Genomic DNA, 19,925 nt, shown 5'->3' on the forward strand with positions numbered 1-19,925 from the left:
AAACAGGATGCAAACGACCGAGAAAAAGGCACCCTATCTGGTGGTCAGGGAAGCCACACCAGAAGATGATCAGGCATTACGCCAATTGGTGGCAGTACCGATGACCACACGCGGTGTCATGCTGAGCTTTCAGCGTGAGCCCAGTTATTTTCAGGCAGCCAGGGTCATTTATGAGGCCAATGACAATGCAGAGATTGAGGATAAAACCACCAAAAAACTACTGGCATGCTATGGCAATGGCTATCGCCACTGCTATGTCAATGGGCATGTTTTTCCAATGCGTTATGCCTGTGATTTAAGGGTCGATCTGCAATTTCGTGGTCAATCCTTACTTAAATTACTCGGTAAAAAAATGCAGGAGACCATGCATCATCCTAATTTTAATCAAATCATTATTTTTAATGACAATTATGCCGCACGGGCTGCCTTGCAGACAGGTAGGACAGGATTACCTGACTATTATGATGAGGGATTGGTGGAAACTTTGACTCTGACAGGATTTAAAACAGCCCAGTATCCAGAGATTATGAAGACACAGGGTCAGCTTGATTTTTCCAGGGTGAAACGAGTCACCGCACAGCCACAGTATATTGAGCAAATGAATGAGTTTGTGCAAAAAATGGCGCAGTTCTATAACTTTATACCTGCCTATGATTTTTATCATTTACTACGAAAAGATGAGTATTTTCAAGGCCTGAGTTTACATGATTTTCAGTTGTACCTGCTGGATGATGAGATTGTGGGCATGTTTGGTTTATGGCGCCAATCGGCATTCAAGCAAAGCAAGATTTTGCATTATCACTGGTCGATTGGCCTGATCCGACCAATTTATAATCTACTTGCAAAATGGGCTGGACTCATGACTCTGCCTAAAATTGGCGAATCATTTAAATATCATGCCCTGCATTCACTGTTATGTCATCCTGAACACCTGTTCCTGCACGACCATATGTTGCGGGAGGCGTTAAAACTTTCCAGACAACAAGGCGTTGGCTGCATTTCATTTACCCTGTCGCATCAGGACCCACGTCAGAAACTGAATCAGTTTTATAAGGGTGAACTGCTTACTGGCATGCATGGTTTTTTAAGCTATCAACAAGACCCAAGACCATTGTTTGACCTTGCACGAATTCCCTATTTTGAAGTGGGACGGATTTAAGCAGATGCAACGTTCCACGTGAAACCTTGATGTTCCTGTTTGGTTTTTGGTTGCTGCTCGGTAAATTTGGCTGTTTGTGAAATGGAGCTGGATTACAATAACCAGCGTAACAGTGCCTGAGTGAATATCCATGTTAAAAAAAATTGCCATGTTTTCATTATTGAGCTGTGTTTCAGCCATCAGCTTAGCCAATGTGGAGACATTAAAAAGCAATTTAAGCAGGCATTATCCCAATATTCAGGTCAGCAACATTCAGGCCACGGAAATGCCAGGTCTATACAGCGCCAGTCTGGATAACCAGATTATTTATCTGGATGAAAATGCGCAATATATGCTGGTTGGATCAATGGTGCGTTTAAAAGACCAGAAGAACCTGACCAAGGATTTGCTACTTCAGCAGAATTCAATTGACTGGAAGCAGCTTCCATTCAAGGACGCGATCAAAACCGTTAAGGGGACAGGAAAACGTCAGCTTGTCGTGTTTTCAGACCCGAATTGTCCTTACTGTAAAAAACTGGAGGCGGAGCTGGACAAGTTGAATGATGTAACCATTTACACCTTTATCTATCCATTAAAATCCCAATCTATTGCAGTGTCTAAGCAAGTTTGGTGTGACCCGAATCAGGCCTATGCATGGAAAAACCTGCTGCAAAAAAATGTTCAGCCTAAAGAAAAAACCTGTGCCAACCCGATTGAGCGTAATCTGGTGTTGGGACGTAAACTGGGTGTTGAGGGAACCCCTACCCTGATTTTTGAGACGGGTTTTAAAATGACGGGGGAACGCAGTGCAGAGGAAATTCAGCTGATCTGGAAAGAACTGGGATTATAAATAAACAGCTCCCAATCCATTACAGCATGAATTGGGAGTATTCAATGAGTTTAGCTTTTTTTGCTGACCAGGTTGTAGATAAATAAAATAATCACCGCACCAATAACGGAGGCAATAAATCCCGCCACCGAATTTTCGCCGTATAAGCCCAGCAAGCGGCCACCGTAGGTTGCCAACAACGAACCTGCGATACCCAGTAGGGTGGTCACGATAAAGCCCGCCTTATCATCTCCTGGGTGTAACGCACGGGCAATCAGACCCGCAAAGAAACCCACTACAATTGCCACAATTAGAGACCACATTGTCTTTTCTCCTTGTTTTAACAACGGTATTTATAATTATCCTGCTTGATTAGAGCAGCTTTTGTCTGTAGTGGATTCCCCACTTATGTCGTATTTTTGTGCAGTCTTTAGCAGGGTTTGATTAATACGGCGATATAAAAAAAGGAGCTTTTCAACCCCTGAGTAGAGCACGGCCTTTGGCCGCGCACAGGAATATGGATTTAAAGACCAATCTCACCAATAAATGGCAAGTGACGATATTTCTGGTCAAAGTCGAGACCATAACCCACAATAAAACGGTCCTCAACCTCAAAGCCTAAAAACTTCACTTCCAGGTCAATCTCACGGCGTGATGGCTTGCTCACCAGCGTACACAGTTCAATTGAGTTTGGATTACGGGTTTGTAGAATTTCCATCACTTTACTTAGTGTATGTCCAGAATCAATAATATCTTCCACGACCAACACATCTTTACCCCGAATTTCTCCATCAAGGTCTTTTAAAATTTTAACATCCCGTGATGAAACTGTTGTTCCATTGACATAGCTGGACACGGTCATAAAGTCCAGTTCGTGCGGCTTTTCAATGGCACGGCACAAATCTGCCATAAAAATGACTGAACCACGCAGTAAACCAATCAATACCAGTTCCTTGTCACTTTGAGCATAGTGTGCATTGATTTTCTCACCGAGTTGTTTCACTTTGGCTTGAATCTCTTCACTGGAAATCATAATGCGCATTGCAATGGTCATTGGCAGATTCCTAAAACGTAAAAAATGGGAAATAAAAAAGGTGTTGACCTGCAACACCTCGAAATCTTGAGCGAATATGCGAATTTTAAAACAAAATCACCGTTCATGCACCTTTGATGGTGCAGAAAATGTATCATTTTTCGGCTGATGACTGTCACGTCTCAGCAGTGCAGCACAGCAGGTTGCCAATAAAATCCACCCAAACTTGCGTTTATTCAAAACCTTAGTTTTGGCTGTAGGCTTTTTGTCCATAGATATAGGTTGCCTCAATATTTCGGTCATCACCCATGGTAAACAAGGCGAATAGGCTATCCTCGATTGACTTTGAGCGTGACTGGCGCAGTTGCTGCAATGCGGTCGGCTTGAGATTCAACACCACAAAATCAGCTTCCTTGCCCACATTAAAGTTACCGAGTTTGTCATCCAAGTCGAGGGCTTTCGCACCGCCCAGTGTCGCATGGTACAGCGATTCAAACGCAGACAATTTATCACCCTGCAACTGTTGCACCTTGTAGGCCTCATTGACGGTCTGCAACAAACTAAACGAGGTCCCCGCCCCAATGTCGGTACCGAGACCGACCTTAACCTGCTGCTGCCATGTTTTTTTCAATGGAAACAAGCCACTGCCCAAAAACAGGTTTGAGGTTGGACAAAAGGCAATTGCAGAGTCGGTATCGTGCATACATTGCCATTCTTGATCTTCCAGATGCACGCAATGTGCAAACACCGAACGGTTTCCTGTTAAACCATAATGATGATAAACATCGAGATAGCCCTTTTGCTCAGGAAATAAATCCTTGACCCATGCAATCTCATCCTTATTTTCACTTAAATGTGTATGAATGTAGACATCAGGGAATTCGGCTTTTAACTGTCCTGCCCGCTCTAACTGTTCAGGTGTTGAGGTCGGCGCAAAACGTGGGGTAATCGCATATAAGGCACGACCCTGACCATGCCATTTTTCAATCAATGCTTTGGAATCGTCATAGGCGCTCTCGGCAGTATCACACAGCGCTTCTGGTGCATGACGGTCCATCATCACCTTGCCTGCAATTAAACGCATCTGCTGCTGTGCTGCGGCTTCGAATAAAGCATCCACCGATTCAGGATGCACGGTACAGAATACCAGTGCGGTGGTGGTGCCATTTTTAAGCAGTTCCTGTACAAAGAACTTTGCAATCCCTTGCGCATAGGCTTTGTCCTTGAACTGGATTTCAGTTGGAAAAGTATAGGTGTTCAACCAGCTTAACAACTGTTCACCGTAGGCCCCGACCATTTCAGTTTGCGGAAAATGGATATGGGTGTCAATCATGCCTGGAATGATCAATTGCTCTGGATAATGCTGAATTTCAACGTTTGCAGGTAAATACGCTTGGGCATCATCCCAACTGCCAAACCAGCGAATTTTACCCTGTTCAGCGATCAGCACGCCGTCTTCGATATAACGAACCTGATCAATAATATCTTTTGCCTGGGAAACGGTTTTTTGGATATCCAAGAAGCGACCACGAACGACCGTGATGGGAGTAGTCAAAGTCATAACAACCTACAATGTTTTTCGTTGATTGTACCCGATTTTATTCAGCTTACTGGATTATTCGCCTAATTTGGGCCATTAAAACGTATATAAATGTGAGTAATGGATTGAATCAATTCACTTTACTTTTGGGTGGAAATGGGTAAATTGTCAGCAATAATTATACCCTTTGAGAAAAATACATATGTATTACTGGAATACCAAGGCTTTGGCGCATGAGCTGGCTGAAGATACCTTGAGCAGGCAACACTATAAAAACTATTATCTTGCGGCGGCGTTGGTTGTCAGTGTGGTGTACTACTACGGTATGTATTCCCCTTATTATGATATGCGCGTGATTGGGGTTGAGGCTGCATTGACACTGGTGATTATGGTGATCGGCATTCAGCGTACCTATCAGGCCAATGGTGGCGATGAGGGGATGAACTTCCTGAATCGGATTACTGCCCTATCGTTTCCCATCTTAATGCAGAACACGGTGTTTGGGGTTGTCTTTGGACTGGTGTTACTGGGAATTTACCAATATTTTGGTCTGGCACAGACCGCATTTGAGATGTGGTATGAATGGTGTGTCTCTGCCTTTACGATTTTCCTGCAAATCCTGTTTTTTACCCGTTTAGTATCCTATATGAAACGGGTGGCGGCGCATACGATCTAAGATGAGATCATCTACCTTATATATTGGTATTGCAAACCAATATATAAGGCGAGGATTTAAACTTCGTTTATTACTCCACAAAATAATGCGCGGCAAAATGGGCATCATTGCCAATAATGTCGTAGCAGTCCTCACGAATCGACATGCCTGCACACTGATGTCCAACCATCCATAAACCGAGGGTGGGCAACTGCCCTGCAAACAATGGCGTATCCACCCATTCCTGTACCACATAGCCGTATTTGTCATAGTCATCAAAATAGAAACTGCCAGATGCAGCGCCGTGGTCCTGACCATCCTGCAACACGCGAATATTGGCTCCCTCCCTCGCCAAAATCGGCTTTTTCACCCATTTGCCAGCAAGGTGTTGTTGAGGGTCAAAGGCATGGGTTTCAAGCAAAAGCGGATGGTGTGGATAGCGTTTCCACAGCTCAACTAAGATGGCCTTGTTGGAAAGCAGCATTTTCCAGCAGGGTTCAATCCAGTTGCTTTGTGCTGTCAGGTATTTTGAAAATGACTCTTCCCAGATCCATTCCCATGGGTAAAGCTTAAACAGGTTGTGAATGGGACGATTGTTTAGATCAACAAAACCCTGCCCATCCCAGCCGATATTTTCCATCGACAGTTCAGAGACCTGTAGTTGGGCCTGATAAGCGGTATCCATCAGGTATTCCAGATTGCCCCAATCTTCCCGCCCTGCTTCCTGACAGGCAGCGAAATGCACATGGCTACCTCTTGGCAGAATGGTTCGCCAACGCTTGATCAATTCCTCATGGATGCTGTTGAACTGATCACGGTTGGGAATACCTGAAACCTGTTCAATCCACAGCCATTGCGCCACAGAGGCTTCCAGCAGGCCTGTCGGGGTATCCGCATTGTATTCCAACATTTTGATGTTGCGTCCATCATAGGCAAAGTCAAAACGCCCATACAGCATCGGTGCATTGCGTTGCCATGACTGTTCAATGTGAGCAATCGCGTCCTGTGGAATCTGGAAATAATCAGGATAGTTACCGCGCTGAATCAAGTCGCCAGCAACAGATAAACACATTTGATGCAGTTCATTGGACGCATCTTCAAGCTGTTCAATCTGCCTGAGGGTAAATTCGTAGGCAATGCCCTCTGACCAATAAATTGAGCCATCCAGTGAGGGTAAGTTAAAGTAGTCAAAACCAATCTTTTGGTGCTCAAGCTGCCAGTCGGTACGCGGTGCTAGGATTTTTCTTTTCATACAAAATTTCAGTTTTCCTGATCAGCCACCAAATGAAGAACCGCCACGGCCAAAACCACCACGAACAGGTGAGGAGGCAGAGTAACTTTTTGCCGTGGTTGAGATCATGGGCTGCCCGACACTGAGGTTGCTGCGCGGGCGTAGGGTATTGCCGCGAAAGGACACTTCCCGATTGCCCTGATAATACTGTGGCCCGAGGTAACGTCCAGAACCAAAACCGCCGTAGTAGCGCACACCAGCACTTGAGCCACCGCTACCCGAACTATTTTCCTCTTCACAGGTTTCAGTGTTCCAGTCGCTTGCACAGTCATATTGGTTGTTGTAGACATCCTGCACCAATGGGCCATCATTGTGGCTACACGCAGTGAGTAACAATGGCACCACCACAAGATTAATTTTTTGAGAACGCATGAGACCCCACTCATTTTAATTGGCATGATCGACATTGATGTGAACAGCCCTTGTTTTATTATGTTTCTGATTAGGAAAGATAAAAGCTTTAAGCCGCCATATGATATTGATCTGTTTTTTTAATGTACAGTCTATTTTTATGATTTAACTGTTCAGGCACCTGAATTTATCAAATGCCTGAATTCAAATGATTAAGATTGCAACTGCTTTTTATTATGACGTAATGATAGATAAGCGGTGATACTGAGTACCAGTACGATAAAGCCCAATGAAATCCAGATTGGCATGTGGAATACATCCAGCAATAACATTTTTGCACCAATAAACAATAAGATGATGCCCAGTCCATACGGTAGGTAATGCAGTTTGGTTGCGGCACCAGCCAGCAGGAAGAACATGGCACGTAGGCCTAGAATCGCCATCAGGTTTGCGGTCAGGACAATGAACGGGTCACTGGTGACGGCAAAGATTGCAGGGATGGAATCCACCGCAAAAATCACATCGGATGCCTCAACCAGGATTAAGACTAGAAACAATGGCGTTGCCCATAGTAGGCCATTCTGACGCACGAAGAACTTGTTGCCCTCAAGCTGTGGGGTAATCCGCATGTGCCCGCGCAGCCATTTAAGTAATTTAATATCTTCGATATTGGTTTCTTCATCCTGCCCTTTCAGGAACTTGAAGCCTGTATAGACAAGGAACGCACCGAAAATATAGAGCACCCAAGAAAATTCCTGAACAAACCAGGCCCCAATAAAGATAAAGATGGTTCTTAGGACAATTGCGCCGAGTACGCCGTACAGCAGGATTTTACGCTGCAACGCAGGTGGAATGGCAAATGCGGCGAAAATCATCAGCCAGACAAAGACGTTGTCAATCGCCAGCGATTTTTCCAGTAAATAACCCGCAAAGTACTCCATGGTTTTTTGATTGGCGATGGTTGTCCCGATGGTTTGCTGTAGATAGAGCCACAAACCTCCACCAAACAGCACCGCCACAGTGACCCAGGCCACACTCCAGTAGGCAGCCTGCCTGATTGGAACATCCTGCTCCTGTTTTTGTTTAAAGCCTAAAAAGTCGACCAGTAGCATGACCGCCACAATGCCGAAAAACACCACATACAGCCATAGATTGCCGATAGTTTCCATCACAACTCCCTATCTGGCAAATGGACATAAAAAAACCTTGACCAGTTGCCAGATGAATTAAATAAAACATCTGTTTCAACATGATCAAGGTCTTGCCTACATCACCATAAAGGATGATGCTCAGAGTCCGACTTTTTGCAAAGTGTAATGACGGAGCTCTGACACCTGAGTACCACGATTTCAGCACTGAGGTTTGGAGGAGGCTACTCCCCTTGTCAAATTCTGTATGGATAATGACATCCAAAGATGTGTATAGAATTACATACTTTTAAACAATGTGCAAATCTCTATCAAATAAGTCAGGATTAAAAATCTTTAAGATCTCAGTCCGTAAAAACTGGTGTCGTGGATTGTGTTTGACATGCTCATGCCAGTACATGCCCATCCTGATTTTGGGCAGTTCAATCGGCAAGGCATGGATATGCAAATCTGCTGAATAATGCAAATGTTTGAGGATGCTTTGTGGAATGGTGAGGATGGCATTTGGATATTGTGCCAGTACCTGCAAGGCGGTTGCATAGTGCTGGCAACGCAGGAAAATTTGACGGGATAATTGTTGGCGGTTGAGATAAATATCTTCGAGTAATAAACCTGTACGCCGTGAAGACACACCAATATGCGGCGAGGATAAATACAGCGATAAATCCATTTTAGGCTGTTGCGTACATACCACAAAATGATCTTCAATCAGGTTTTCAAACTGCAAATTGGCTTGATAAGGCTGTACCAGATCAATCACAAAATCAATTTGCTGGGCTGAAAGATCAGCCAACATATTTTTACGATCCAGCTTGGAGCTCAAAAACTGAATATCCAGATTTAGTTGGGCAAAGTGATGCACCAACTGGGGAAAAATAATCGGTTCAATTTCATCGTGAATGGCAATTTTCAGGCTGTGCAACATGCTTGGGTCAAAGTCCTGTTGCGGTACCGCAATACCCTGAATAGTCAATAAGGCGGTTTGAATCGGCTGATAAATCTGCTCGGCATACGGTGTGGGAAGCATTTTCTGTCCACTACGCACAAATAGTTCATCATTTAGTTGAGTGCGTAAACGTTGCAAGGCATGGCTAACCGCAGACTGGCTGATACACAGCAGTTGCGCTGCTTTGGAAATGCTCTTTTGTTCAAAAATGGCGATAAAAAGTGGATAGAGATTAATGTCAATCCGATGAAAATGTCCCACTTCCAGTGGGCTTATATTATGAATATGATTCATAGTCATGCATAAAATAAAATCATTTCATTCATAATAAAATTTCGCTTATGGTGATGTAAAGCAGCGAATCAATATTCGCCATATTTTACATTGAGGGAACTGATGATGTTTGCATTATCCGAACGCGCACAGGATTTTATTGCACGAACGCAAACCTTTATTCAACAAGAAATAGAACCCATTGAAAAAACATTTTGGGATGAGGTGCATCATTTAAATGTCGATGGTGACTGGACCAAATGGCAATGGCCTGAGCAATTACAACAACTGAAAAATAAGGCCAAAGCCGCAGGCTTGTGGAATATGTTTTTACCTGATGCCGAGTTGGGTGCAGGCTTATCGGTGCAGGAATATGCACATATTGCTGAACTGACAGGGCGTAGTTTGCTCGCACCAACGGTTTTTAACTGTAACGCGCCTGATAGCGGCAATATGGAAGTGTTATGGCGTTATGGCAGTGAGGCACAAAAACAACAATGGCTACAACCGCTCCTCAATGGTGAAATTCGCTCGGTATTCTGTATGACCGAACCTGCGGTGGCGTCCAGTGATGCCACCAATATGCAAGCGACTGCGGTGGTGGATGGGGACGAAATTGTACTGAATGGGCGTAAATGGTGGTCGTCTGGTTTGGGTGACCCCAATGCCAAAGTGATTATTTTTATGGCCTATACCCCTGACCCAAGCAAAGACCGTCACCATCAACATTCGATGGTACTTGTGCCGATTGAAACGCAAGGCGTGACCATTGAACGAATGTTGCCTGTGTTTGGTGATTATGATGCGCCACATGGACATGGGCAGGTCAGTTTTGACAATGTGCGTGTGCCAGTGAGCAATTTTATTGGTGGCGCAGGGCAAGGTTTTGAAATTGCACAAGGGCGTTTAGGGCCAGGACGAATCCACCATTGTATGCGTTGTATTGGGGCAGCAGAAAAAGCCTTAGAGTTGATGATTGATCGTGGTATGTCCCGTAAAGCCTTTGGCAAAGAACTATTAAAGTTGGGTGGGAATTTAGAACGTGTGGCAGAAGCCCGTGTGCAAATTGACCAAGCCCGTTTATTAACCCTGTATGCAGCTTATAAGATGGATACGTTGGGCAATATGGCAGCACTCACCGAAATTTCTGCGATTAAGGTGGTCGCGCCAACGGTATTGCAAAATGTGGTGGATATGGCGATCCAGATTCACGGCGGCGAAGGTGTGTCTCGCGATACTCCCCTCACTGCGTTCTTTAATCAGGCGCGTAGTTTACGTTTAGCCGATGGACCTGACGAAGTACATAAAGGCATGATTGCCAAACTGGAACTTAAAAAACGTGGTTATGGACGTTAATCAAGGATATAAAAAAATGACAGTGATTGATGTGGGTGGTCAGGTTCGACATGGTGAGGAACTGGATATTGCAGCGGTTGAAAACTGGTTAAAAAATCAGGGTGTGTCTTTACAAGGGCAAGCGCAAGTGACCCAATATTCGGGTGGTGCATCCAACTGGACCTATCGCCTGCAATATGACAATGTAGATCTGATTTTACGCCGTCCACCGAAAGGCACCAAAGCCAAGTCCGCACATGATATGGCACGTGAATATAACGTTCAGAACTATCTTGCACCATTCTATCCAGTTTTGCCTGAAATGCTGGCACTGTGTCAGGATGACAGTGTAATTGGCTGTGATTTCTATGTGATGAAACGGATTGAAGGCATTATTCCACGTGCCAATTTACCCAAAGAATTACAACTGGATGAGCAACAGGTTCAGCAACTGTGTTTGAATGTGCTGGATAAGCTGATTGAGTTGCATCAAGTGCCTTATCAGGGAGCTGAGCTGGAAAAACTGGGTAAGGGCGATGGCTATTGCCGCCGTCAGGTGGAGGGTTGGGAGGGTCGTTATGCCAAAGCCTTAACGCCGAATGTGCCTGATTTTGCCTTTGTGCGTCAGTGGTTACAGCAACATATTCCAGCCGATTCTAAAACCTGTGTGATTCATAATGACTGGCGTTTTGATAATGTCATTTTAGATCCACAACAACCGACTCAGGTGATTGGTGTGCTCGATTGGGAAATGGCGACACTGGGTGATCCATTGATGGATTTGGGCAGCGCCCTTGCCTACTGGATTCAGGAAGATGACGATGCCCTGATGAAATCCAGCCGTCGCCAGCCGACCAACTTAAAAGGCATGCTGACACGCCAGCAGGTGGTGGATTACTATCTGGATAAAACAGGCCTACAACCAGAAAATTGGGCTTTCTATGAAGTGTTTGGCTTGTTCCGTTTGGCGGTGATTGCACAGCAGATTTATTATCGTTATTACCATCAACAAACCGATAATCCTGCCTTTAAGGATTTCTGGATTTTGATTCATGCCTTGCATATTCGGGCATTAAAACTGATTGCAGCAAACAATGCTGAAGCACAGCAATTGATTCCTGAATATGGCGCAAAACTACAGGATATTTTAAAACGATGAGCACAATTTATTTGGTGCGACATGGGCAAGCCTCATTTGGTGCGGCAAGTTATGACCAGCTTTCGGCCAAAGGTGAACAGCAGGCACAGGTTGTGGGTGATTTTTTTAAGCAAACCCTGAAACATACACCGTTGGTGGTGGCAGGCTCAATGCAACGCCATCAGCAAACCGCACAGTTGGCCTTGTCGAAAAGTTTCCACGATGCACCGATTCAAACAGAGTCTTTATGGAATGAATTTGACCATCAACAGGTGTTTGCACAATACGAACCACGGTTTAATCAGCCTGAATTGCTGAAACAGGATGTCGAGCTGGTAGCCAATCCACGTGCCTATCTGGCCAAAATTTTTGATGGCGCGATTGATCGCTGGATTGGAGAGCAATATGACCATGAATATCATGAGACTTGGTTAGGCTTTCAATCGCGTGTAGAAACTGCTTTGCAAACCCTGTGTGAGCATCTTGATGCAACCCAACAGCGTCAGGCGGTGGTGTTTAGTTCTGGTGGTGTGATTTCTGTGGCTGTGGGCAAGGTCTTGGGTTTAAATGCCAAACAGATTTTTGCACTGAACTGGTCTATCACCAATGCCAGTATCACCACGTTGCGTTGGGTGGATGGGCGTTTGCAGTTACTCAGTTTTAATGAGCATCATTATTTAAAAACACATGATGCAGAACTTCTTACATGGATTTAAAAAAACAATAGGTGGCAGACATGGCAAAGACGATTTTAATTACTGGTGCAAGTTCGGGCTTGGGTGCAGGTATGGCGCGTGAGTTTGCTGCCAAAGGTTACAACCTTGCGCTGTGTGCACGTCGACTGGAACGGTTGGAAACACTCAAACAGGAGCTACAAAGCCAACATTCGGTGCAGGTGGATATCAAGGTGCTGGATGTTACCCATTACGATGATGTTTTCACTGTCTTTAAGGCCTTTCAGCAAGAATTCGGGACGATTGACCGCATTATTGTCAATGCGGGTGTGGGTGATGGCCGTCGTATTGGTAAGGGCAATTTTGAAGTGAACCGAGCCACTGCTGAAACCAACTTTATTTCGGCATTGGCGCAGTGTGAGGCGGCTGTTGAAATCTTTAGGGCGCAGAATAAAGGGCATTTGGTGGTGATTTCCTCGATGAGCGCACTACGTGGCCTACCAAAGCATTTATCGACCTATGCGGCCAGTAAGGCGGCGGTTGCACACTTGGCAGAAGGGATTCGTGCGGAGCTGCTCAATACACCAATCAAGGTATCCACGATTTTTCCAGGCTATATTCGTACCGAGATGAATGAGGGTGCGAAAAAACTACCATTTGAGGTGGATGAGAAAACGGGTTGCAAGGCTTTGGTCAAAGCCATTGAGAAAGCACCTGTAAAAGCGTATGTACCGCAGTGGCCGTGGTTGCCGATGGGGATTGCCATGAGGATTTTGCCTTTAAAACTGGTAAATAAATTGAGTTAATTACAATAAATGGATTGGATATATTTCATTTGGAAAAGGCTGCACAGCCTTATATAGGCTGAATAGGTTTAATTGTTTTTGTATAGGCATTTCCCTTACTTTTCAGGGATGAAAAGTAACAAAAATTCTTTGTTGAGCAGAGTGTACGTCCATGTAACCCCTGCTCAACGGGCGGCATCCATGCCGCCTGTCACGATAGTGAATACCGTTCTAAAATTATGAAAAGCTCGATTACGACAAAGCCGTAATCAACTTTTGGTGCAATCCACCAAACCCGCCATTGGACATGATCACCACAGCATCACCCTCACCTGCTTCATTGACCACACGGGCAATGATCTCATCCAAAGAACGGCTGACTTCGGCCTTGTTTGATGAAGCGGCAATCACAGGTTGTAAATCCCAGTCCAAGCCCTCTGGTTGATACCAGATCACTTCATCGGCTAAACGTGCAGAATGCGCCAAACCATCTTTATGGCTGCCCATACGCATGGTGTTGGAGCGTGGCTCAATGATTGCCCACAGTTTACGCTCACCTAAACGCTTACGTGCGCCGTCCAGTGTGGTTTCAATTGCGGTTGGATGATGGGCAAAGTCATCATAGACTTCGATGCCACGAACTGTTCCCAATAGCTCCATACGGCGTTTGACCCCACCGAAGTTGGATAAAGCTGCACAAGCCTGTTCAATCGTTACACCCACATGCTGAGCTGCGGCAATGGTGGCTAAGGCATTGGCAACACTATGCTGCCCTGTCATGTTCCACTGTACTTCACCGATTACATTGCCATGTTCCAGCACTTTAAAGTGGCTGCCATCGGCACTGACCAACTCAGCAGATAAAGCGGCTTGGTCATTGGCTTCGAGACTGGTACGAATGACAGGCGTCCAGCAACCCTGTGCTAATACTTCATCAATATTGCTTTCAGTAATCGGGGCAATAATACGACCCTCACTTGGAATGGTACGCACTAAATGGTGGAACTGTTTTTGAATGGCAGCCAGATCATCAAAAATATCGGCATGGTCAAATTCAAGGTTGTTTAAAATCGCCGTTTTAGGGTGGTAATGAACGAATTTGGAACGCTTATCAAAGAAAGCAGAGTCATATTCATCCGCTTCCACACAGAAATATTTTCCCCCACCTAAACGTGCGCTTTCGCTAAAGCCAAGTGGTACGCCACCGATCAAAAAGCCAGGATTTAAACCTGCCTGATCCAGCACCCAAGCCAGCATGGTCGTGGTTGTGGTTTTACCATGTGTCCCCGCCACACCAAGCACATGCTTGCCTTGCAAGACATGATCTGCCAAAAACTGTGGGCCAGAAATATAAGGCAAACCCTCGTTTAACATATATTCAATGGCATCAATACCACGTTTCATGGCATTGCCCACAATCACAAGGTCAGGATGCGGCTGCAAATGGCTGCGGTCATAGCCCTGCATTAGCTCAATGCCTGCATTTTCCAGTTGGGTTGACATTGGTGGATACACGTTGGCATCTGAACCTGTGACTTTATGCCCTAAATCTCGTGCCAATAGAGCCAAAGACCCCATAAACGTGCCACAAATACCCAAAATATGCAGATGCATGTTGTATCTCGCTTTATTCATTCACGTAAAACGTGTGTTATGCAGTTAAAAATTTGCCTCAAAAGATAGCAAGGCTGCTATGGAAAAGATAGTCAAAATTCGTTGTTGTTCTTTACTTATAATGACGTTGAGGAATGATAAAATTCCAGTGTTTTTAAAATAGTATTCCTATAAAAGGACATTATGTTGAGCTTCCCTCTGCTGGCGTTATGCCTATTGATAATTTCCAACTGTTTTATGACTTTGGCATGGTATGGGCATCTTAAAATTTTACATGATGCCCCACTTTGGCAAGCGATCCTGTTCAGTTGGTGTATTGCCCTGCTGGAATACAGTTTTATGATTCCTGCAACCAAACTGTTAAGTCAGCATGGCTGGAGTCTGGGGGAAATGAAAATTACACAGGAAGTCGTCACTTTATTGGTGTTTGTGCCCTTTATGATTTTCCTGTTTAAGCAGCCTTTTAAACTGGACTATGTCTGGGCGATGTTTTGTTTGATGGGCTGTGTCTATTTTGTGTTCCGTAACCAAAGCTAATTTTTCGGACACTGCCCAGGTGTTCTTTATTTGGGGATGCCTGAAAAAACCGCTATAATATTTGCCAATTTATTCCTTTGTGCTTGGCGCGAGTCGAGACATTCCCCTATTTTTATCATGTTTTGGAAAAGCCAATGAATGCGGTCGCAACAGATAGCCAACCTTTAGTCGGGATTATCATGGGTTCTCAATCCGATTGGGCAACACTCGAACATACCGCGAACATGCTCAAACAACTGGGTGTGCCTTTTGAAGCTGAAGTGGTTTCTGCGCACCGTACCCCAGACCGTTTGTTTGAATATGCGGAAACAGCGCGTGATCGTGGCATTCAGGTGATTATTGCGGGTGCAGGTGGTGCGGCGCATTTACCTGGCATGTGTGCAGCCAAGACCGATTTACCTGTACTGGGTGTGCCTGTGAAATCCTCAATCTTAAATGGTGTTGATTCATTGCTTTCCATTGTGCAGATGCCAGCAGGTATTGCAGTGGGAACACTGGCAATTGGTCAGGCAGGTGCAACCAATGCGGCGATTATGGCGGCACAAATTTTAGGTTTAACTCGCCCAAATATCGCTAAAAATGTGGCTGATTTCCGTACTGCACAGACCGAAAAAGTGTCGAGCAATAATATTCCTGGTCAAGTTTAACGGAGTTGATCATGAATAAAACCATTGGCATTTTTGGTGGTGGGCAACTTGGACGCATGATGGCGCAAGCGGCTTTGCCACTTAATATTCAATGCACATTCTTTGAAGCGGAAACTGATTGCCCTGCTGCGATTTTGGGACCCGTATTTTCAAGCAAAAATACACAGGGTTTACAGGATTTCATCGCCAGTGCGGATGTATTTAGCCTTGAATTTGAAAATACGCCTGTGGCCGATGTGGATGTGCTTACACAAAGCAAGACATTGCACCCTCCCCGCCTTGCTTTGGCAACCGCCCAAAACCGTTTGGCTGAAAAAGGCTTGTTTGATGAGCTGGGAATCCCTGTTGCGCCGTACCGTGCTGTAGATAGCCTAGACAGCTTAAAACAGGCCGTGACTGATCTGGGCTTGCCAATCGTACTGAAAACCGTAACAGGCGGCTACGATGGCAAAGGCCAGTTTGTATTGCGTTCCGAAGATCAGATTGATACCGCCTGGGCTGAGCTTGGCCCCGCTAAAAGCTTGATTGCTGAAAGTTTTGTGAAATTCAGTCGTGAAGTGTCAATCATTGCGGTGCGTGGGCAGGATGGCGATGTCAAAACTTGGGCACTTGCTGAAAACCACCATCACAATGGTATTTTGTCCCACTCCATCGTTCCTGCACCAAACAGCACAGATTTACAGCCTGTCGCGCAGGATTACATCACCCGTCTGCTCAACCATCTCAACTATGTTGGTGTGCTGACACTTGAACTGTTTGTGACGGAACAAGGCCTTTACGCCAATGAAATGGCGTGTCGTGTGCATAACTCGGGTCACTGGTCGATTGAGGGCGCGATTTGCTCACAATTTGAAAACCATATCCGTGCGGTTGCAGGCTTACCATTGGGGTCAACTGATGTGGTTCGTCCGACCGTGATGGTGAATATTATCGGTCAGCATCCAAAATCGGAAGATGTGCTGGCACTCAAAGGTGCACATCTACATCTTTACAATAAGTCTGAACGTGCTGGCCGTAAGTTGGGACATATTACGTTGATGCCGAATAACCGTGATGATTTAACGGACCTGTGTCGTCAACTTGCCAAAATTCTACCTGTGCCATTGGCACTGACTGATGAAATGAAAATTTAAATTCATTTTTATAATCAGAGCGACTTTCGGGTCGCTTTTTTATTGGCTGATGTTTAAATTTAAAGTTTTAAATTCAAAACCTGAAAAGGATGAAAAATATTGGGTTTATGGATAAGTTTCTTTTACAAATTTGAATTTAAAACCGAGAGCGTAATTTGAATTCAAAACGATGAAAGTGGATCATTTGCAGTTTAAATTCAAAATATCTGTCAGTTTTTAAATTTAAAATCAGGATGGTGTTTTTATTTGAGGTTAAGTGATTAGTCTGGGAATATCTTTCCGTATCAAGAAAAATTGGATAAGTTGATATAAATCATAAAAATTATTTTTTTGTATGCAGTAGGTTGTTAATTCATAAAAATAATATAATTTTCAATGTTTTAAATTTATATTTTAATTCTAAAAAGGAGTCACTATCTAAATGAGTGACAACATTACCCAAGAAAAAATTTGCCATCTATATGGTGAGTAATTAAAGCTTTGCAAGGTGAACTTCGCTCAAACTATTCGGATTACGCTTGATAAAAGCTTTGCTTTTTGGTGTTGAACATTCATATTTAGGGCTTTGTCTGGATTGTGGATAACTTTATTTTGTGTTTTTGAATTTAAAGTACGGGTTGAAATTTGAATTCAAGATATTCAACATGCCTTTGTATAAGTTTTGAATTCAAAAAATCTGTTGGCTTTTGAATTTAAAATTAGCTTGTGCTTTATATTTGAATTTAAATGGATCAGCTTGTGGGTATGTTTTCTCCTATAAAAAGAAAAATTAACTAAGTTTCTATAAAACATAAGAGTTCAGGCTTTGGTTGAGAAAGACTGAGCTTTATAAATGAATTTAAAAGTAGGCTGTATTTTTGAATTTAAAACTTATAAATTGGTTTGTGGCTATTTTGAATTCAAAATATAGGAATTATTTTTAAATTCAAAAATGATTGCAGGTTTTAAATTTAAAAGACAATAAATGAATTCAAAGTTACGATTGCAAACGGAACATGGTGCAGTTGCATGTTAAGGTGAACAAGAAATTTAAATTTAAAAACTCTGGTTAAGACATGAAACATCATTTTTGTTTATTTATAGGCACTGCCTTATTTGCTTTCTTTAATCAAGCACACGCAGAACTCATTATTAATGGTGCAAAGGTGGCGAACACCACAACGGCAGCAGCACCTGTAACAGGCAGCTATACGTCAAATTCCAGTTTTCAGGGCTGTCTGGCAAATTTACGCTCCCAGGCAATTGCCTCAGGTGTTTCTGGCTTAACCTATGATCGTTATACGCAAAATTTGGCACCAGACTATTCGGTCATTGATAAATTAAATTACCAACCTGAATTTTCGACTCCGATCTGGGATTATCTGTCTGGGCTTGTGGATAACGAGCGTGTGCAGGCTGGGCAGCAAAAACTGGCCCAACATCGTGCGGTACTGAACCGTGTGGAACAGGCCTATGGTGTTCCTGCTGAAACGGTGGTAGCCGTGTGGGGTGTGGAAAGTAATTATGGAGACATTTCAGGTAAATATCCTTTATTGCAGGCTTTGGGGACACTGAGCTGTGAGGGCCGCCGCCAAAGTTATTTCCGTGGCGAGTTCTTTGCCACCATGCGGATTTTACAACGCGGTGATTTAACCCAAGATCAACTCTATGGTTCCTGGGCAGGTGCTTTTGGCCATACCCAATTCATGCCATCCACCTATGAGCGTCTGGCGGTGGACTTTGATGGGGATGGCCGCCGTGATTTGGTTTCAAGCACCACAGATGCTCTGGCTTCAACTGCCAATTTCCTAAAACGGGCAGGGTGGCAAACAGGTATGCCGTGGGGCTTTGAGGTGAAAATTCCACAAGGTATGTCGGTTGCAGGCGAAAGCCGTCGTAATAAAAGGTCACTGAATAGCTGGATTACGCAGGGCGTAACCCGTGCGGATGGTACGGCATTGATTCAGGGCAATTTGTCAGGCAGCACACCAGCGGGGCTGATTACACCAGCAGGTGCCAATGGCCCAGCATTTTTGGTGTTTAAAAACTTCGATGCGATTTATAGCTATAACGCAGCGGAAAGTTATGGATTGGCAATTGCGCATCTATCCGACCGTTTAAGGGGTGGAACACCGTTTTTAACTGCCTGGCCAACAGATGATGCTGGCACCTCACGTGCAGAACGTCGTGAAATCCAGCAGTTCCTGATTCAGCGGGGCTATGACATTGGGGCCGTAGATGGTTTGATTGGTGATAAAAGCCGTCAGGCCATTCAGAAAGAACAAAGCCGTTTAGGCTTAAACCCTACAGGACGGGCAGGTCAGCAGATTCTTCGTGCTTTCCGTCAGGAACAAGCTAAACAAATGATGCAATAATAATGTGTTCATCAAAAAAGGTCTGCAAAATGCAGACCTTTTTTACTTATGGCGCATCGTCCAGTTTAACCGCTTCCAGAATATCAAAAATCACTGCGGTCACATCCTGACTTAAATCACGGTCATTAAAAATTTCATAGGCCGTGATGGTCACATCAGTGTCACTTGGCAACTGTTTTTGTTCTTCTTCAATCAAGTGTTCAATGGGTAAAAGGGTCTGTTTCACTTCCAGATGCAGGATTTCGTCATAAGCAACGTTTTCGTCCTCAAGCTCGATTTCCTGCTCATTGAAATAAGGGATTAAAATAGAGTGGAGATAAGGGCTAATATCCTGAATATCCAGGATTTCAATATCACGAGTCTGCTCAATCGTACTGATGTGATCGTTCACCTCAATCAGGATATGATAATAACTCATGTTGATCTCCGCTTAAGACTAAAATGATGTTTTATCGACACAATAACATGAATAAATCAAAAGAATCGACCCATTCTTGTTATCTT

Annotated in this window: 20 protein-coding genes; 11 read left to right on the top strand and 9 right to left on the bottom strand. The window is 44.2% G+C overall.

The features are described 5' to 3' along the window. Positions 1 to 7 precede the first annotated feature (7 nt). Both QLH32_RS10880 and QLH32_RS10885 read left to right on the top strand, forming a co-directional pair. Entirely contained in the window at positions 8 to 1,159 is a 1,152-nt protein-coding gene (locus QLH32_RS10880; protein ID WP_283266240.1) for a hypothetical protein, read from the top strand. Between the two features lie 130 nt (positions 1,160 to 1,289). Further along, entirely contained in the window at positions 1,290 to 1,988 is a 699-nt protein-coding gene (locus QLH32_RS10885; protein ID WP_283266241.1) for a DsbC family protein, read from the top strand. 50 nt (positions 1,989 to 2,038) lie between these two features. Here QLH32_RS10885 and QLH32_RS10890 read toward each other — a convergent pair whose 3' ends face one another. The 3 genes from QLH32_RS10890 to guaD all read right to left on the bottom strand — a co-directional run bounded on the left by QLH32_RS10890 (position 2,039) and on the right by guaD (position 4,561). Then, positions 2,039 to 2,290: a GlsB/YeaQ/YmgE family stress response membrane protein gene (locus tag QLH32_RS10890; protein WP_004675429.1), complete on the bottom strand. Its 252-nt coding sequence runs from the start codon at positions 2,288 to 2,290 to the stop codon at positions 2,039 to 2,041. 200 nt (positions 2,291 to 2,490) lie between these two features. Then, complete coding sequence (hpt, locus tag QLH32_RS10895) at positions 2,491 to 3,021, bottom strand: hypoxanthine phosphoribosyltransferase (protein WP_267982135.1); 531 nt, start codon at positions 3,019 to 3,021, stop codon at positions 2,491 to 2,493. Positions 3,022 to 3,244: 223 nt separating this feature from the next. Next, the gene (gene guaD / locus QLH32_RS10900; RefSeq protein ID WP_283266242.1) at positions 3,245 to 4,561 is read right to left on the bottom strand and encodes a guanine deaminase; all 1,317 of its coding nucleotides are present in this window, start codon (positions 4,559 to 4,561) and stop codon (positions 3,245 to 3,247) included. Between the two features lie 181 nt (positions 4,562 to 4,742). On the opposite strand from guaD, the gene QLH32_RS10905 reads away from it, so the two are divergent. Beyond that, a complete protein-coding gene (locus tag QLH32_RS10905; RefSeq protein ID WP_283266243.1) occupies positions 4,743 to 5,216 on the top strand; it encodes a hypothetical protein in 474 nt (157 codons plus the stop codon). A gap of 70 nt (positions 5,217 to 5,286) precedes the next feature. On the opposite strand, the gene QLH32_RS10910 is transcribed toward QLH32_RS10905, so the two are convergent. The 4 genes from QLH32_RS10910 to QLH32_RS10925 all read right to left on the bottom strand — a co-directional run bounded on the left by QLH32_RS10910 (position 5,287) and on the right by QLH32_RS10925 (position 9,225). Continuing rightward, complete coding sequence (locus QLH32_RS10910; protein ID WP_283266244.1) at positions 5,287 to 6,447, bottom strand: glutathionylspermidine synthase family protein; 1,161 nt, start codon at positions 6,445 to 6,447, stop codon at positions 5,287 to 5,289. Positions 6,448 to 6,468: 21 nt separating this feature from the next. Further along, positions 6,469 to 6,858, bottom strand: coding sequence for a hypothetical protein (locus tag QLH32_RS10915; protein WP_283266245.1), 390 nt, complete (start codon positions 6,856 to 6,858; stop codon positions 6,469 to 6,471). A gap of 191 nt (positions 6,859 to 7,049) precedes the next feature. Further along, entirely contained in the window at positions 7,050 to 8,006 is a 957-nt protein-coding gene (locus tag QLH32_RS10920; RefSeq protein WP_283266246.1) for a TerC family protein, read from the bottom strand. Between the two features lie 268 nt (positions 8,007 to 8,274). Next, positions 8,275 to 9,225 carry a LysR family transcriptional regulator gene (locus QLH32_RS10925; RefSeq protein WP_283266247.1) on the bottom strand — a complete coding sequence of 317 codons (951 nt, stop codon included), beginning with the start codon at positions 9,223 to 9,225 and terminating at the stop codon, positions 8,275 to 8,277. 105 nt (positions 9,226 to 9,330) lie between these two features. On the opposite strand from QLH32_RS10925, the gene QLH32_RS10930 reads away from it, so the two are divergent. The 4 genes from QLH32_RS10930 to QLH32_RS10945 are packed head-to-tail and all read left to right on the top strand — an operon-like array spanning position 9,331 to position 13,157. Continuing rightward, on the top strand, positions 9,331 to 10,560 hold the full coding sequence (locus QLH32_RS10930; protein ID WP_283266248.1) for an acyl-CoA dehydrogenase family protein: 1,230 nt from the start codon (positions 9,331 to 9,333) through the stop codon (positions 10,558 to 10,560). 16 nt (positions 10,561 to 10,576) lie between these two features. Then, positions 10,577 to 11,698, top strand: coding sequence for a phosphotransferase family protein (locus tag QLH32_RS10935; protein WP_283266249.1), 1,122 nt, complete (start codon positions 10,577 to 10,579; stop codon positions 11,696 to 11,698). Continuing rightward, the gene (locus tag QLH32_RS10940; protein WP_283266250.1) at positions 11,695 to 12,393 is read left to right on the top strand and encodes a histidine phosphatase family protein; all 699 of its coding nucleotides are present in this window, start codon (positions 11,695 to 11,697) and stop codon (positions 12,391 to 12,393) included. Before QLH32_RS10935 ends, QLH32_RS10940 begins: the two co-directional genes overlap by 4 nt. A 20-nt stretch (positions 12,394 to 12,413) precedes the next feature. Beyond that, entirely contained in the window at positions 12,414 to 13,157 is a 744-nt protein-coding gene (locus QLH32_RS10945) for an SDR family oxidoreductase (RefSeq protein WP_279960805.1), read from the top strand. Between the two features lie 231 nt (positions 13,158 to 13,388). On the opposite strand, the gene mpl is transcribed toward QLH32_RS10945, so the two are convergent. Next, entirely contained in the window at positions 13,389 to 14,750 is a 1,362-nt protein-coding gene (gene mpl, locus QLH32_RS10950; protein WP_283266251.1) for a UDP-N-acetylmuramate:L-alanyl-gamma-D-glutamyl-meso-diaminopimelate ligase, read from the bottom strand. 183 nt (positions 14,751 to 14,933) lie between these two features. Here mpl and QLH32_RS10955 point away from each other — a divergent pair, with 183 nt between their 5' ends. The 4 genes from QLH32_RS10955 to QLH32_RS10970 all read left to right on the top strand — a co-directional run bounded on the left by QLH32_RS10955 (position 14,934) and on the right by QLH32_RS10970 (position 19,421). Then, positions 14,934 to 15,287 carry a DMT family protein gene (locus QLH32_RS10955; RefSeq protein ID WP_061517215.1) on the top strand — a complete coding sequence of 118 codons (354 nt, stop codon included), beginning with the start codon at positions 14,934 to 14,936 and terminating at the stop codon, positions 15,285 to 15,287. A 134-nt stretch (positions 15,288 to 15,421) separates the two neighbouring features. Further along, positions 15,422 to 15,934 (top strand): 5-(carboxyamino)imidazole ribonucleotide mutase, encoded by a 513-nt coding sequence (gene purE, locus QLH32_RS10960; protein ID WP_267982147.1) that lies wholly within the window; start codon positions 15,422 to 15,424, stop codon positions 15,932 to 15,934. Between the two features lie 11 nt (positions 15,935 to 15,945). Then, the gene (locus QLH32_RS10965) at positions 15,946 to 17,067 is read left to right on the top strand and encodes a 5-(carboxyamino)imidazole ribonucleotide synthase (protein ID WP_283266252.1); all 1,122 of its coding nucleotides are present in this window, start codon (positions 15,946 to 15,948) and stop codon (positions 17,065 to 17,067) included. A 1,055-nt stretch (positions 17,068 to 18,122) separates the two neighbouring features. Next, positions 18,123 to 19,421 carry a lytic murein transglycosylase gene (locus QLH32_RS10970; protein ID WP_283266253.1) on the top strand — a complete coding sequence of 433 codons (1,299 nt, stop codon included), beginning with the start codon at positions 18,123 to 18,125 and terminating at the stop codon, positions 19,419 to 19,421. 46 nt (positions 19,422 to 19,467) lie between these two features. Here QLH32_RS10970 and QLH32_RS10975 read toward each other — a convergent pair whose 3' ends face one another. After that, complete coding sequence (locus QLH32_RS10975; RefSeq protein ID WP_267982150.1) at positions 19,468 to 19,839, bottom strand: hypothetical protein; 372 nt, start codon at positions 19,837 to 19,839, stop codon at positions 19,468 to 19,470. Positions 19,840 to 19,925: the final 86 nt, after the last annotated feature.

This window comes from Acinetobacter corruptisaponis (genome assembly GCF_030053775.1).
Lineage (GTDB): Bacteria > Pseudomonadota > Gammaproteobacteria > Pseudomonadales > Moraxellaceae > Acinetobacter > Acinetobacter corruptisaponis.

Bases quoted from the DNA above. Each gene is read 5' to 3' on its own strand.
- QLH32_RS10880 (WP_283266240.1), top strand. From the start codon at position 8: ATGCAAACGACCGAGAAAAAGGCACCCTATCTGGTGGTCAGGGAAGCC.
- QLH32_RS10885 (WP_283266241.1), top strand. From the start codon at position 1,290: ATGTTAAAAAAAATTGCCATGTTTTCATTATTGAGCTGTGTTTCAGCC.
- QLH32_RS10890 (WP_004675429.1), bottom strand. From the start codon at position 2,290: ATGTGGTCTCTAATTGTGGCAATTGTAGTGGGTTTCTTTGCGGGTCTG.
- hpt (WP_267982135.1), bottom strand. From the start codon at position 3,021: ATGACCATTGCAATGCGCATTATGATTTCCAGTGAAGAGATTCAAGCC.
- guaD (WP_283266242.1), bottom strand. From the start codon at position 4,561: ATGACTTTGACTACTCCCATCACGGTCGTTCGTGGTCGCTTCTTGGAT.
- QLH32_RS10905 (WP_283266243.1), top strand. From the start codon at position 4,743: ATGTATTACTGGAATACCAAGGCTTTGGCGCATGAGCTGGCTGAAGAT.
- QLH32_RS10910 (WP_283266244.1), bottom strand. From the start codon at position 6,447: ATGAAAAGAAAAATCCTAGCACCGCGTACCGACTGGCAGCTTGAGCAC.
- QLH32_RS10915 (WP_283266245.1), bottom strand. From the start codon at position 6,858: ATGCGTTCTCAAAAAATTAATCTTGTGGTGGTGCCATTGTTACTCACT.
- QLH32_RS10920 (WP_283266246.1), bottom strand. From the start codon at position 8,006: ATGGAAACTATCGGCAATCTATGGCTGTATGTGGTGTTTTTCGGCATT.
- QLH32_RS10925 (WP_283266247.1), bottom strand. From the start codon at position 9,225: ATGAATCATATTCATAATATAAGCCCACTGGAAGTGGGACATTTTCAT.
- QLH32_RS10930 (WP_283266248.1), top strand. From the start codon at position 9,331: ATGTTTGCATTATCCGAACGCGCACAGGATTTTATTGCACGAACGCAA.
- QLH32_RS10935 (WP_283266249.1), top strand. From the start codon at position 10,577: ATGACAGTGATTGATGTGGGTGGTCAGGTTCGACATGGTGAGGAACTG.
- QLH32_RS10940 (WP_283266250.1), top strand. From the start codon at position 11,695: ATGAGCACAATTTATTTGGTGCGACATGGGCAAGCCTCATTTGGTGCG.
- QLH32_RS10945 (WP_279960805.1), top strand. From the start codon at position 12,414: ATGGCAAAGACGATTTTAATTACTGGTGCAAGTTCGGGCTTGGGTGCA.
- mpl (WP_283266251.1), bottom strand. From the start codon at position 14,750: ATGCATCTGCATATTTTGGGTATTTGTGGCACGTTTATGGGGTCTTTG.
- QLH32_RS10955 (WP_061517215.1), top strand. From the start codon at position 14,934: ATGTTGAGCTTCCCTCTGCTGGCGTTATGCCTATTGATAATTTCCAAC.
- purE (WP_267982147.1), top strand. From the start codon at position 15,422: ATGAATGCGGTCGCAACAGATAGCCAACCTTTAGTCGGGATTATCATG.
- QLH32_RS10965 (WP_283266252.1), top strand. From the start codon at position 15,946: ATGAATAAAACCATTGGCATTTTTGGTGGTGGGCAACTTGGACGCATG.
- QLH32_RS10970 (WP_283266253.1), top strand. From the start codon at position 18,123: ATGAAACATCATTTTTGTTTATTTATAGGCACTGCCTTATTTGCTTTC.
- QLH32_RS10975 (WP_267982150.1), bottom strand. From the start codon at position 19,839: ATGAGTTATTATCATATCCTGATTGAGGTGAACGATCACATCAGTACG.